The organism is Streptomyces coeruleorubidus (genome assembly GCF_008705135.1).
GTDB classification, from domain to species: domain Bacteria; phylum Actinomycetota; class Actinomycetes; order Streptomycetales; family Streptomycetaceae; genus Streptomyces; species Streptomyces coeruleofuscus.
Genome location: NZ_CP023694.1, coordinates 1,390,227 through 1,402,611, shown reverse-complemented (window position 1 = coordinate 1,402,611; position 12,385 = coordinate 1,390,227). Strand labels below are relative to the sequence as shown.

Annotated in this window: 11 protein-coding genes; 6 read left to right on the top strand and 5 right to left on the bottom strand. The window is 73.6% G+C overall.

The genetic code is table 11. The annotated features are described in order from the left end of the window. Nucleotides 1-243 precede the first annotated feature (243 nt). Nucleotides 244-582: a hypothetical protein gene (locus tag CP976_RS06295; protein WP_150479424.1), complete on the top strand. Its 339-nt coding sequence runs from the start codon at nt 244-246 to the stop codon at nt 580-582. Here the strand turns inward: CP976_RS06295 and CP976_RS06290 are convergent. Continuing rightward, nucleotides 571-1,854 (bottom strand): SWIM zinc finger family protein, encoded by a 1,284-nt coding sequence (locus tag CP976_RS06290; protein ID WP_150479423.1) that lies wholly within the window; start codon nt 1,852-1,854, stop codon nt 571-573. The two genes, CP976_RS06295 and CP976_RS06290, sit on opposite strands and share 12 nt — an antisense overlap. Continuing rightward, nucleotides 1,851-4,733 carry a DEAD/DEAH box helicase gene (locus CP976_RS06285; RefSeq protein WP_373304900.1) on the bottom strand — a complete coding sequence of 961 codons (2,883 nt, stop codon included), beginning with the start codon at nt 4,731-4,733 and terminating at the stop codon, nt 1,851-1,853. Before CP976_RS06285 ends, CP976_RS06290 begins: the two co-directional genes overlap by 4 nt. A 224-nt stretch (nt 4,734-4,957) precedes the next feature. Here CP976_RS06285 and CP976_RS06280 point away from each other — a divergent pair, with 224 nt between their 5' ends. Further along, complete coding sequence (locus CP976_RS06280) at nt 4,958-5,140, top strand: hypothetical protein (protein ID WP_010040978.1); 183 nt, start codon at nt 4,958-4,960, stop codon at nt 5,138-5,140. Between the two features lie 99 nt (nt 5,141-5,239). Here the strand turns inward: CP976_RS06280 and CP976_RS06275 are convergent, their stop codons facing one another. Both CP976_RS06275 and CP976_RS06270 read right to left on the bottom strand, forming a co-directional pair. Continuing rightward, on the bottom strand, nt 5,240-6,097 hold the full coding sequence (locus tag CP976_RS06275) for a hypothetical protein (RefSeq protein ID WP_150479422.1): 858 nt from the start codon (nt 6,095-6,097) through the stop codon (nt 5,240-5,242). A 135-nt stretch (nt 6,098-6,232) separates the two neighbouring features. Beyond that, on the bottom strand, nt 6,233-6,529 hold the full coding sequence (locus CP976_RS06270; RefSeq protein ID WP_150479421.1) for a hypothetical protein: 297 nt from the start codon (nt 6,527-6,529) through the stop codon (nt 6,233-6,235). A gap of 98 nt (nt 6,530-6,627) precedes the next feature. Between CP976_RS06270 and CP976_RS06265 the strand changes: the two genes are divergently transcribed. Next, nucleotides 6,628-7,530 carry an oxygenase MpaB family protein gene (locus tag CP976_RS06265; RefSeq protein ID WP_150479420.1) on the top strand — a complete coding sequence of 301 codons (903 nt, stop codon included), beginning with the start codon at nt 6,628-6,630 and terminating at the stop codon, nt 7,528-7,530. A 35-nt stretch (nt 7,531-7,565) separates the two neighbouring features. On the opposite strand, the gene CP976_RS06260 is transcribed toward CP976_RS06265, so the two are convergent. Beyond that, nucleotides 7,566-8,165, bottom strand: a complete 600-nt coding sequence (locus CP976_RS06260) for a class I SAM-dependent methyltransferase (protein WP_150479419.1) — start codon at nt 8,163-8,165, stop codon at nt 7,566-7,568. A 152-nt stretch (nt 8,166-8,317) separates the two neighbouring features. On the opposite strand from CP976_RS06260, the gene CP976_RS06255 reads away from it, so the two are divergent. The 3 genes from CP976_RS06255 to CP976_RS06245 all read left to right on the top strand — a co-directional run bounded on the left by CP976_RS06255 (nt 8,318) and on the right by CP976_RS06245 (nt 12,367). Next, nucleotides 8,318-9,091 carry an MHYT domain-containing protein gene (locus CP976_RS06255; protein ID WP_150479418.1) on the top strand — a complete coding sequence of 258 codons (774 nt, stop codon included), beginning with the start codon at nt 8,318-8,320 and terminating at the stop codon, nt 9,089-9,091. 295 nt (nt 9,092-9,386) lie between these two features. Continuing rightward, nucleotides 9,387-11,933: a sensor histidine kinase gene (locus CP976_RS06250; protein WP_150479417.1), complete on the top strand. Its 2,547-nt coding sequence runs from the start codon at nt 9,387-9,389 to the stop codon at nt 11,931-11,933. Continuing rightward, nucleotides 11,930-12,367 (top strand): roadblock/LC7 domain-containing protein, encoded by a 438-nt coding sequence (locus CP976_RS06245; RefSeq protein ID WP_150479416.1) that lies wholly within the window; start codon nt 11,930-11,932, stop codon nt 12,365-12,367. The genes CP976_RS06250 and CP976_RS06245 overlap by 4 nt, the downstream gene beginning before the upstream one ends. The last annotated feature ends 18 nt before the right edge of the window (nt 12,368-12,385 follow it).

The window sequence follows — 12,385 nt, the reverse complement described above, 5'->3', positions numbered from 1 at the left end:
ACGCGCGCGCGGGTCCTTGGCATGCGCGGGTGCGGGGCCCGATCGGTTCGCGTGTGCGGGTCCGTTGGCCGGTCATGGGGTGTGTGACCGGCCAACGGGGCCGTAATGCTCCTGAATCACGGTCCGCAGTGCTGTGGAATCACAGTCCGTAATGCTCCGGAATCATGCGGTCCGCGCCATGAGCCCGTATCAACTTCCGTGCGCCCCTCCCGCCTTGAGCGGTGCGCGGCGACGCTGGTCGGTATGGCCATGCCGCCCGTACCGCCTCACCCGCCCGGGCCTCCCCGGCGCCGGAACCCTCTGCTCCTCCTGCTCGCCGTGCTCGTGGCCGTCGTGGCCGTGTCCCTCGTGGTGCTGATGGCCAGGGGAAGCGACGACTCGCCGGACCGGGAGCCGCCCGCCGAGAGCACGAGCAGCACACCGGCTCCGTCCTTCGGTATCCCCACGGAGCTGCCCACCGAGTTGCCCAGCAAGCTGCCGACCCGGCTGCCGTCGGGCTTTGCGAGCCAGTTGCCGAGCGATCTGCCGAGCGGCTTCGAATCGCTCCTGCCGTCCCTGGACGCCGGCGAGTTACTGCCCTGAGCCCGGAGCGGTCTCGTCACCGGCGGCGAGCTCCGCCGACGTCAATGCCGTCGCAGGGTCCTGTGCGGCCCCTCCGGCGGGCAGCCAGCGGCCGCGCGCCTTGTGGTACGGCCACCACCGGCCGTCCCGGCCGAGGCGCAGCTGGATCGGTACGCCGACGACCGTCCAGCGGTTGCCCCGCGCCCGCAGCTCCGGCCGCTCGTCCGCGTCCCAGGCCGATTCCAGGGCGGCACGCGCGCGTGCGAGCGTCTCGCCCTCCACCTTCCACTCCTCGTCGAGCACGGACAACGCGGCCGTACCACCGATGTGCCAGGCCCGGACCGCCGCCGCCAGCCCTTCCCGGCCGCGCCCCGACCCGTCGGCGAGGCGGTCCGCCACCTCTCTCCCGGGCTCGCCGGCGGCCAGCCGTACGGCGTCTTCCGAGACGGACAAGTCCGTGCCGGGAACGTGCCGTTCGTCCGCGTCCCGGAGTGACTCCGCGAGCAGGCGGTGGGCCTGTACGGCGGTGCGGGCGGCCAGGAACTCGAGCGCGGCCGGGTCGATGCCCGGAGCGGGCGGCGTCTCGGTGTCCAGGGACGGCGGCACCCCCGGCTCGGCCGGAAGTTCCGGCAGGGGAGGCAGCGGAGGCAGGATGTCGCCGGCCGCGTACGCCTCGGCCGCGTCCACGCCCGCCTGGACGGAACGCTCCGTGGCGGAGGCGCCGCCGCGCGACTGGAGGTCGTGCAGCAGGGTGGCTTCGTCGCGTCCCCGCATCAGGAGCAGCACGAACGGGTCCTGGTCCAGCAGTCGCGCCACCTGGTAGCAGAGCGCCGCCGTGTGGCCGCAGTGGTCCCAGGCTCCGCAGCCGCACTCCGGCTCCAGATCGCCCAGGCCCGGCAGCAGTTCGACGCCCGCGGCCGCCGCGTCCTCGACCAGGTGCGGAGGCATCTCCCGGTCCAGCAGCGCCGCCACATGACCGGCCCGCTCCACGGTCATGTCCAGGAAGCGGTCCCACTGTCTGGGCGAGAGCTCCTCCAGCAGGACGTCGGCCCGGTGTGCCGTGCGGTCGCGGTCCTGGACGACGGCCGTGAGCCGCCCCGGGCGCACCGACACCGCGCCCACCGCTCCCGCGCGCGCGAGCCGGCGGCCCGTCTTGAGCTGCTTCGAGTCCAGTGCCGTTTCCTCCAGCGCCTTCAGCCAGGCCTGGCCCCACCAGGTCTCGGCGAAGCCCCGCCCGTGCGCGGGCGGCAGCGCGGCGAACGTGCGCTCCGTGTCACCGTCGTACCGAGTCATCGCAGGCCCCCTCGCAGTTCGACCAGATCCGCCAGTTCCGCGTCCGTCAGCTCCGTGAGGGCGGCCTCGCCGGAGCCCAGGACCGCGTCCGCCAGCTTCCGCTTGCGGGCCAGCAGCTCGGCGATGCGGTCCTCGATGGTTCCCTCGGCGACGATCCGGTGCACCTGCACGGGCCGGGTCTGGCCGATGCGGTACGCGCGGTCGGTCGCCTGGGCCTCGACGGCCGGGTTCCACCAGCGGTCGTAGTGCACGACGTGCTCGGCCCGGGTGAGGTTCAGGCCGGTGCCCGCCGCCTTCAACGACAGCAGGAACACGGGCACTTCGCCGTCCTGGAAGCGCCGCACCATGGCCTCGCGCTGGGCTACGGGCGTCCCGCCGTGCAGGAACTGCGAGGGCGTGCCACGGGCGGCCAGGTGCCGTTCGAGGAGGCGGGCCATCTGCACGTACTGCGTGAAGACGAGCACGCCCGCCTCCTCGGCGAGGATCGTGTCGAGCAGCTCGTCCAGCAGCTCCAGCTTGCCGGAGCGTCCGGCGATCACCGGCCGCTCCTCCTTGAGGTACTGCGCCGGGTGGTTGCAGACCTGCTTGAGGCCGGTCAGCAGCTTCACGATCAGTCCGCGCCGCGCCATGCTGCCGGCGCCGGAGATCTCCGCGAGCGCCTCGCGCACCACGGCCTCGTACAGGCCTGCCTGCTCCTGTGTGAGCGACACCGCGTGATCGGTCTCCGTCTTCGGCGGCAGCTCGGGCGCGATCCCCGGGTCCGACTTGCGTCGGCGGAGCAGGAACGGCCGTACGAGCCGGGCCAGCCGGTCCGCGGCGCCCGGATCCTGACCGCCCTCGACGGCCTCCGCGTACCGTCGGCGGAAGGTGCCGAGGCGGCCCAGCAGCCCCGGAGTGGTCCAGTCGAGGATCGCCCACAGTTCCGACAGGTTGTTCTCCACCGGGGTGCCGGTGAGCGCCACGCGCGCGCGTGCGCCGATGGACCGCAGTTCCCGCGCGGTCGAGGAGTGCGGGTTCTTCACGTGCTGGGCCTCGTCCGCCACGAGCATGCCCCACGGCACCTCGGCGAGCCGGGGTGCGTCCAGGCGCATCGTGCCGTACGTGGTGAGCACGAACTCCCCGTCGGCCAGGCCGTCGAGGATGCGCCGTGCGCCGTGGAAGCGCCTCACGGGTGTGCCGGGCGCGAACCGCTCGATCTCCCGCTGCCAGTTGCCCATCAGGGACGTCGGGCAGACCACCAGGGTGGGCCCGGCGGACCGGGCGTCGGTCTGCCGGTGCAGATGCAGGGCGATCAGCGTGATCGTCTTGCCGAGCCCCATGTCGTCGGCGAGGCAGCAGCCGAGGCCCAGTGAGGTCATACCGGCGAGCCAGTTCAGGCCCCGCCGCTGGTAGTCCCGCAGGGTGGCCGCGAGGGCGGCCGGCTGCTCCACGGGCTGCTGTGCCTCGGGGTCCGCGAGCCGCTCCCGCAGGGCCGCCAGCCACCCGGTGGGCCGCACCTCGACCCGGCGGCCGTCCACCTCCGCCCAGCCCGTCAGGGCCGCGCCCAGCGCGTCCACCGGCGTGACCTTGTGGTCGTGCCGGGAGCGAGCCAGGCGTACGTCCTGAGGGTCGATCAGGACCCACTGGTCGCGCAGCCGCACCACAGGGCGCTTGGCCTCGGCGAGCCGGTCCAGCTCTTCGCGGCTCAGCCGCCGGTCGCCCAGCGCGAAGGACCAGTCGAAGGCGAGCAGCGCGTCGGCGGACAGGAACGACGGCATGTCGGCGAAGGCCTTGCCGGACTCCGGTTCGTCGTCGGAAGGCCCCACCATCGCGCGCGTGGTGAACTCGCGGGTCAGCCCCTTCGGCCAGTGCACGTCGACTCCGGCCGCCGCCAGCGCCCCGGCGCCTGTGCCGAGCAGTTCGGTGACCTCCTCGTCGGCGAGCTCGACCGCGTCCGGAACGGTCGCCGACAGCAGGGGCGTGAGAGGCGCCCAGGCCCGGGCCGCGCGGCGCAGGGCGAGCAGGGCGTCCATCCGCGCGCGGGGGCCGAACGCTTCGCCCTCGGCACCGGCCCAGACGTCCGAGGCGTCCGCCACGAGCGCGGCATCGCTCACGCTGTGCACCTGGAGCACGGCCCGGAACGTCACGCCCGTGTCGTCGGCCGCCGCGTCCGTCAGGCCGTCCGGCGTGTCTGTCAGGCCGTCCGCCTCGATCCGCAGCGACAGCCGCACCCCGGCGTCGTGGCCCGCGGCGACGTCGGCGGCCCACGTGCGCTGCTCGGGCAGCCGCACCGGCTCAGATGACGCGTAGGCGGGGCCGCCGGTGACCAGCGGCGCGGCGGGGGAGCGGGGCAGGGTGTCGGCGACCGCGTCGAGGAAGGCGCGCAGGAGCTGCTCCGGGTCGGGCAGCCGCAGCGACCCGGCGTCCGCCAGTGGCACGGCGTGCGCCTCGGGCGGCATGGCGGCGGCGAGGCGGCGTACGGCCTCGACGTCCTGGGCGCGCAGCGGGCCCGTGCGCCAGGCGTCGTGGTCGCCGGGGGACAGGCCCGGCAGCAGGAGCCCGCGCGCCACGAGGTGCAGGGCGTGTGTGGCCGCCGCGCCCCAGAACACGGTGGACCGGTGCCCCTGCGCGCCGATACGCGCGCGCACGAGGACCGGCAGCGCGGCGCGCACCGGCACCAGGACGGCGGGCACGCTCTGCGGCTCGACTCCGTCGACGCCGGGCACGACGACGGTCAGGTCTGATACGGACGCCGACGCCGTCACCGGAGGGGTCTCGCCGTCCGGCCGCCAGAAGGCGACGCTGCCCGACCGCGCCGGGTCGCCAGGCAGGAACGCGGTGCGGCAGTGGGCCAGTTCGGAGAAGTCGGAGGATGCCGGGGGAGTGGGATGCTCGGCTATGGCTGATTCCTCAAATTTGACTAGTTGAGTCGGAGTCGCCGAGGGTACAGCACTTCCCGCAACCTCTGGGTATGACTTGGCTGTGAAGTGGGTCACGATAGAGGTCTCAGGGGTGCCTAAGGGTAGCGCCTCAGGGATGTCTCAGGGTCGCGGTCAGGAACCGCCGCAAGCGCGGGCCCGTTTTCGAGACAGAGAGCGGCAGTGGCCGCGAAGGAGGCGACATCATGTCCAAGAACGCCAAGATCGCCGCAGGTGGTGTGGCGGTCGGGCTCATCCTGTTGATCTGGCTGCCCTGGTGGGCATCGCTCCTGATCATCCTGGGAGTCCCGGCAGCCGCGTATCTCACGCTGGACCCCTCGCAGCGGCGCAGGCTGCGCCGCGCCACCCGCAAGGAGCTGGGCCGTTGACGCGCTGACCCGCGAGGAGTCGGGCCGTTGACGCGCTGACCCGCAAGGAGTCGGGCCGTTGACGCGCTGATGACCGGTGCGGCGCGAGGCCGCACCGGCTCAGTTCGGCCGTACGGCCATCTTGTCGAGGGCTTCGAGGAGACCCGGCAGCTCCGGCCCCCGGCCCACCGGCAGGATCTCGCCCGGTTCCTCGTCCAGCAGCACGAAGGCGATGTCGTCGGTCCTGGCCACGAGCGACCAGCCGGGACCGTCGGCCCGCAGGGTCCGCGCGTCACCCGGCGCGAACGACGACCGGACCCGGCCCAGCGGCGGTGGCGAGTCGATGTAGGTGCGGGCCTCCGCGAGGACGCGCCGGATGCCGCTGTGGCCCTGCTGCCCCTTCTCCCCGCCTCCGCCCGGACCGTCGGCCGCAGCGCCTCCGTCGTCCGGGGTCGCCGAGGACCCCGGGGCCGGGAAGGCCGAGTCGTCGACCTGCTCCCGCCACATCGCCCACTGAAGGGCGATCTCGTCCGCGCCCAGGCGCCGCTGGGCCGGGCCCCAGACGGCGGTGTCCGGCGGGGTCAGCGGGGGCCGGTCGTCGGCCTCCGGGCCGGGATCGTGCGGCGCGGGCACTCCGGGCGCCGCCACGGCGACCGCGAGAGGCCAGCCGGGCAGGGCCGCGACGACCGTGCGCTCGTCGGGCGACAGCTCGTACTCCATCCCGCAGTCCCAGGACGCGATCGCGACGGCCACCAGGGAGACGTCGTCGATGACCACCGTCCACCGGGCTCCCTCGCCGTCCTGGCCGAGCACCAGCCCGTACCCGTCTGCGAGCGGCGCGAGGCCGAGCGCCGCGCACGCCTCCGGATAGTCGTCGCCCAGCACGCTCGGGAACTGCGCCGGCGTCAGCAACACCGCCGTGAGCACATAGAGCGCGTCGTCCGCGGCGGCGACGGTGTCCTCATCCGTCCCGGCCATCCCAGCCTCCCCATCGGTTCGTCCACCGGCGCGCACCCTAGTGCGCGCGGAAGCCGCTTGTCACGGCCTTGCGTGCGCACCAGGGGCTGCCCTTTTCCGGCGGACGGGGCGAATCGGCCGTCCGGTCGGGGCGCGTCACTCCGCCGGCAGCCCCAGCAGCTCACGGGCCACGGTCCGGGGCGATTCGCCGCGTTCCCGTGCGAGCGCGATGACGGCCCGGCCTGCCAGCTCGTTCACCCCGAACGACAGCGCCTCGGGCGAGACCCAGCCGGCCGCCTCGTCGGCCCGCTCCTGGTCGTCCTCCGCGCTCGCCGTGACGTAGGCCGCGGCCGCCTCGAAGAGATTGTGCGGACGTTTGCCCTCACCGGTCTTCGTCTCCGTGCGCAAGGCGTGAGCGACTCTGTCCCCGGCCTTCCGGACCTTGCCCCACATGCTGACCACCTTCCCCCTGTGCGGATGTCCCGCCTGCCGGTCATCTCGCTGACTCCAACGTAAAGTTGGATCTCCGGTGACAGAAGGGGGATGGCACTGTGAAGCGCTTCGCACGGCTGGAACAGATACGGCGGATGGACCCGTACCGGGAGGCCACGGAGATCTACCGGCTGAGCGTGGCGTACGAGTTTCCCTGGGACTTCACCCGCGCCCTGGAGCTGGCCCTGTACCGCACGTACGCCGTCCCGGGCATCGGCCGGCTGCTCGCCGAGACAGCGGAGCTCACGGAGCGGACACAGAAGCGCTACGACGACACGTCGCTGCTCCTGGACGCCGTGGTCGAGCACGGTTTCGGCAGCGACCAGGGCAGGACCGCGATCCGCCGCATCAACCAGATGCACCGCAGCTATGACATCAGCAACGACGACATGCGCTACGTGCTCTGCACGTTCGTCGTGGTGCCCAAACGGTGGATCGACGCCTACGCGTGGCGCAGGATGTCGCGCCACGAGATCGTGGCCAGTGTCGTCCACTACCGCACGCTGGGCCGGCACCTGGGCATCAAGGACATCCCCGAGACGTACGAGGAGTTCGAGAGCTGCCTCGACGGCTACGAGGCGGCCCACTTCGCGTGGGACGAGGAGTCCCGGCGGGTCTCGGACGCCACGCTCGACCTGATGTCCTCCTGGTACCCGCGCCCGCTCGCGCCGCTGCTGCGCACCACGACCCTCGCGCTGCTCGACGACTCTCTGCTGCGCGCCTTCCGCTACAGCCCGCCCAGCGCCGCCACACGCGCGTGGGTGCGTCGCGCTATACGGCTGCGGGGCCGCGCCGTACGTCTGCTGCAGCCCCGGAGCGCCCCGCACTTCGCCCGCCAGAACTGGGAGATCAAGGGCTACCCGTACGGCTACCGGCTCGACGACCTGGGCACGCGCCCCGTCCCGGGCGTCCGGGGCTGCCCCGTGCGGCACGTGGCGGCGCCGGATGCCGAGGCCGGGTGACGGGGCCGGGTGAGGGAGCCGGGTGACGCGGCGGCTCAGTCCTCGCGGACGGCGAGCGCAAGGAAGCGGGAGTCCTCGTCGACGTACGACGTCAGCCGCCACCCCGAACCGGCCAGCAGCGGCCGGAGGTTGGACTCGGCGCGCAGGTCGTCCGGGGTGAGCGGGCGGCCGTGGCGCGCGGCCAGGGCCGCCCTGCCGATCGGGTGGAACAGCGCCAGCACACCACCGGGGCGCACGACGCGCGCCAGCTCCCGCAGATTCTCGGCCGGACTCGCCAGATGCGAGATCAGGCCCGCCCCGAATACGGCGTCCAGCGAGTGCGAGCGCAGCGGCAGCGCGGCGACGTCCGAGAGCAGCAACGCCCCGTCACGGTCCCGTCCGGCCCGCACGGCCTCCCGCAGCATGGCCGGGGTCAGATCGGCCCCGAGCACCACTCCCGAGGGCCCCACGGCGGCACGCAGCGGCGGCAGGGCGCGTCCGGTGCCGCACCCCGCGTCGAGCACTCGGTCGCCCGGGCGCAGTCCGAGCTCGGCGACCGCGGCGGCGTAGGCCGGACCGTCGTCGGGGAACCGGCTGTCCCAGTCGGCGGCGCGGGCGGTGAAGAACTCCTGGACACGCGTCTGGTCGTCGCTCATGTACGGCATGATTCCTCACCGGCACGGATGACGCCTCAGTGCACACGTTCGAGCGTGACCCGATCGTTCCGGTACATCCTTGCGTCATATTCCAACACCTTTCGAAATGCGCCCCCTTTGTGCGCCCCTGCCGGGTCTAGCGTCCCGGGGTCATGGGACACCTGGACCACGCCGCCCTGGGGTGGCTGACCCCCGCGCTGTCGTACGTGATGGCCTGTATAGGCGCCGCCCTCGGGCTGCGCTGCACCGTGCGCGCGCTCGCCGCCACCGGGCGCTCGCGCCGCAACTGGCTCGTCACCGCCGCCTCGGCGATCGGCACCGGCATCTGGACCATGCACTTCGTGGCCATGCTCGGTTTCAGCGTCGCCGGCACCGATATCCGCTACGACGTGCCGCTCACCCTGCTGAGCCTGCTCGTCGCCATGGTCGTCGTCTGCGCCGGCGTCTTCGCCGTCGGCTACGGCCGGGACCGCGGCCGGGCCCTGCTGATCGGCGGGCTCACCACCGGCCTCGGCGTCGCCAGCATGCACTACCTGGGCATGGCGGCCGTCCGCCTGCACGGCGACGTGACCTACGACCCGGTGGTCGTCGGGCTCTCCGTCCTGATTGCCGTCGTCGCCGCGACGGCGGCTCTGTGGGCGGCGCTCAACATCAAGTCGCCCGTCGCGGTCACCATCGCCTCCCTGATCATGGGCGCGGCCGTCAGCAGCATGCACTACACCGGGATGTTCGCGGTGAGCGTGCGCGTGACGCCCTCCGGGGAGGCACTGCCCGGGGCCACGGCGATGCAGTTCATCTTCCCCCTCGCCGTCGGCCTCGGGTCCTACCTCTTCCTGACCTCCGCCTTCGTCGCGCTGTCGCCGACGGCAGGGGAGCGTGAGGCGTCCGCGTCGGCCCAGCGGCCGGTCGAGAGCGTCGCCCGTTAGCCGCGACCGGGGCCCGGCGGGGCGGGCGACAGGTCCTCCGGACGGCACGACCCAAGGTCTGGACGGCACGGCCGTCGGTCCGGACGGCATGCCCCTCGGTCTGGATGGCACGCCCCTGTGGCTGGATGGGCACGGCCGGAAGCCCGGACGGCACGCCCCACGGTCCGAACGGCAAGGCTCACGGTCCGAACGGCAAGGCTCACGGTCCGAACGGCAAGCCCCACGGCCCGAAGCACGGACGGCACGCCCTGAAGCCGGGGCGACACGCCCCGAACCACCCCCGAGCGAGGAGTCCATGCGTACACCCCGTAGGACCCCCACAGCCGGCGCCGAGGCGCCGCTCCCGCCCGTGCGCGGTCGCCGCGCGCATGCCGGACCACCGGCCGACGAGGACTCCGAGGCGCCCTCGGGGGCCGCAGCGGACGGGGTGCCCACGCGCGCGGAGCGCTGGCACATACGCCCCCGTACCGTGCGCGCCAAGATCGTCTGTCTGCTGATGGTGCCGGTCGTCTCCCTCCTGGCCCTGTGGGCCCACGCCACCGTCACCACCGCCCAGGACGTCTCCCGCCTACGGCAGGTCCAGCGCGTGGACGCCATGGTCCGCGCCCCCGTCTCCGCCGCGGTCGCCGCCCTCCAGGCCGAACGCGCCACCGCGGTACGCCGCGCCACCGACCCCTCCGCCGCAGGGAGCGGCGAACTGGACGAACTCGCCCGGCGCACCGACCGGGCCGTCGCGAAACTGCGGCTCGGCGAGAACAGCACCGTCGCCGACAGCGAGGAACTGCCCGCCGGAGTCGCCCGCCGGCTGGAGGCGTTCGTCGCCGGTGCCGAGCAACTGCGTCCGCTGCGGACCGAGGTGCGCGACCGGCGCGCCGGCTGGGCCGAGACGTACGACCGCTACACCCGGACCATCGCCGAGGCTCTCGGCGTCGGCGGTGCCCTCACCGGCATCCAGGACGCCGACCTCGGCTCCGACGCGCGCGTGCTGCTCGAATTCTCCCGGGCCGGCGAGGCGTTGGCCCGGGAGGACGCGCTTCTGGCCAGCGCCCGCCTGTCCGGGACGCTGACCGGGGAGCGGCTCCGGCTGTTCACCGGCGCCGTCGAACTGCGCCGCACCCTGACCGAGTCGGCCGTCACCGACCTGCGCGGCACCGAACGCTCCGCGTGGAACGCCCTCGCAGACAGCAGCGCCTACGCCGGGCTGGGCGACGCCGAGGACGGGATCCTCGCCGGCGGACCGGGAGCCAAGGCGATCGAGGCGGTACCCGAGAGCACCTGGAACACCGCCCACGCGCGCGTGCAGAACGGTATGCGCACGATCGAGGACGACGCCGCACGAGGCGTGGCGCAGCGGGCCGACCCGTTCACGCGGGGACTGCTCACCCCGGCCGGCGCGGCCGTCCTGCTCGGCCTCGCCGCCGTCGCCGCCTCGCTCGTCATCTCCGTACGCGTCGGCCGCGGTCTCGTGGTGGAGCTCGTCAGTCTGCGCAACAGCGCCCTGGAGATCGCCCGGCGCAAACTCCCCGAGGCCATGCGGAGACTGCGCGCGGGCGAGGAGATCGACATCCGCGCCGAGGCACCGCCGGGTCCGTCCGCCGACGACGAGACCGGACAGGTCGCCGAGGCTCTCGGCACCGTCCACCGTGCCGCGCTGCGGGCCGCCGTGGAGCGCGCCGAACTCGCCAGCGGCATCTCCGGCGTCTTCGTCAACCTCGCCCGCCGCAGCCAGATCCTCGTCCACCGGCAGCTGAGCCTCCTCGACAGCATGGAACGCCGCTCCGACGACCCGAACGAACTGAGCGACCTCTTCCGCCTCGACCACCTCACCACCCGCATGCGGCGCCATGCGGAGAGCCTGATCATCCTCTCCGGAGCGGCCCCCGGCCGGGCCTGGCGCAGGCCGGTCTCCCTGACCAACGTGGTCCGCGCGGCCGTCTCCGAAGTGGAGGACTACGCGCGCGTGGAGGTACGGCAGCTCCCCGAGGCGGCCGTCGTGGGCGCGGCCGTGGCCGACCTCACGCACCTCCTCGCCGAGATCATCGAGAACGCCGCCCAGTTCTCGCCGCCCCACACGCGCGTGCGCGTCACCGGAGAACCCGTCGGCAACGGCTACGCCGTCGAGGTCGAGGACCGCGGCCTCGGCATGGGCAAGGAGACCCTCGCCGAGGCCAACCGCCGCATCGAGCAGTCCGAGGCGCTCGACCTGTTCGACAGCGACCGGCTCGGCCTGTTCGTGGTCAGCAGGCTCGCCGCCCGGCACGGCATCAAGGTCCACCTGAGGACCTCGCCGTACGGCGGTACCACCGCGGTCGTCCTGGTGCCCACCGCCCTGCTGCACACCGGGGCGGCGGAACGTGCCCACGGTGAAGCGGAGCGTTCCTACGGCGAAGCGGCGCACGCCCGGCAGCCCGAGGAACGCGCCCACGTGCGCGTGCCCGACGGCATCCCGCATCAGGACACCGCCCCCGACGCCGTCGCGGCACCGGCCGACCGGCGCGCCCTGGTGGCTCCCGTCCCGGCCGCCGTAGAGACCATGAGCCACACACCACCCCCAGGAGTCGCCACCTTGCGACTGCACCGGCCCCAGGAGCAGCCCGAAGGCTCCGACGACCTCCCGCGTCGCGTGCGGCAGGCCAGCCTCGCACCCCAACTGCGCGAGGGGCGCCCCGAGGAGCCCCCGCCCTCGCCCGCACCCCGGGACGACGAACGCACCCCCGAACTCGTCCGGGACCGCATGGCGGCGTACCGCGACGGCTGGACGCGCGGCGGCGGCAGGCGGCCCGGCCGCGGAACCACGCCCGGCCCGACGGGCGACGACAGCTCCGAAGGAGACCCCGCATGATCCAGGACCCGAGCACCCATTCCGCCCGGAGCTCCGGCGAACTCGACTGGCTGCTGGACGATCTGGTGCTCCGCGTGAGCGAGATACGGCACGCCGTGGTGCTGTCCAACGACGGCCTGGCCGTGGGCGCCTCGACCGGCCTCCGACGCGAGGACGCCGAGCACCTCGCCGCGGTCGCCTCGGGCTTCCACAGCCTCGCCAAGGGGGCCGGACGGCACTTCGGTGCCGGCGGTGTCCGCCAGACCATGGTGGAGATGGACGAGGGCTTCCTGTTCGTGGCCGCGGCGGGCGACGGATCCTGTCTCGCCCTCCTCACCGCCGTGACCGCCGACATCGGCCTCGTGGCGTACGAGATGGCACGACTGGTCAAACGTGTCGGTGAGCACCTCGGCACCGCGCCCCGCGTCGGCGCCCGGCCGTCCGCCGCCGGATGAACCGAGAGGGCGGTCCGC

Bases quoted from the DNA above. Each gene is read 5' to 3' on its own strand.
- CP976_RS06295 (WP_150479424.1), top strand. From the start codon at position 244: ATGGCCATGCCGCCCGTACCGCCTCACCCGCCCGGGCCTCCCCGGCGC.
- CP976_RS06280 (WP_010040978.1), top strand. From the start codon at position 4,958: ATGTCCAAGAACGCCAAGATCGCCGCAGGTGGTGTGGCGGTCGGGCTC.
- CP976_RS06250 (WP_150479417.1), top strand. From the start codon at position 9,387: ATGCGTACACCCCGTAGGACCCCCACAGCCGGCGCCGAGGCGCCGCTC.
- CP976_RS06275 (WP_150479422.1), bottom strand. From the start codon at position 6,097: ATGGCCGGGACGGATGAGGACACCGTCGCCGCCGCGGACGACGCGCTC.
- CP976_RS06255 (WP_150479418.1), top strand. From the start codon at position 8,318: ATGGGACACCTGGACCACGCCGCCCTGGGGTGGCTGACCCCCGCGCTG.
- CP976_RS06260 (WP_150479419.1), bottom strand. From the start codon at position 8,165: ATGAGCGACGACCAGACGCGTGTCCAGGAGTTCTTCACCGCCCGCGCC.
- CP976_RS06290 (WP_150479423.1), bottom strand. From the start codon at position 1,854: ATGACTCGGTACGACGGTGACACGGAGCGCACGTTCGCCGCGCTGCCG.
- CP976_RS06270 (WP_150479421.1), bottom strand. From the start codon at position 6,529: ATGTGGGGCAAGGTCCGGAAGGCCGGGGACAGAGTCGCTCACGCCTTG.
- CP976_RS06245 (WP_150479416.1), top strand. From the start codon at position 11,930: ATGATCCAGGACCCGAGCACCCATTCCGCCCGGAGCTCCGGCGAACTC.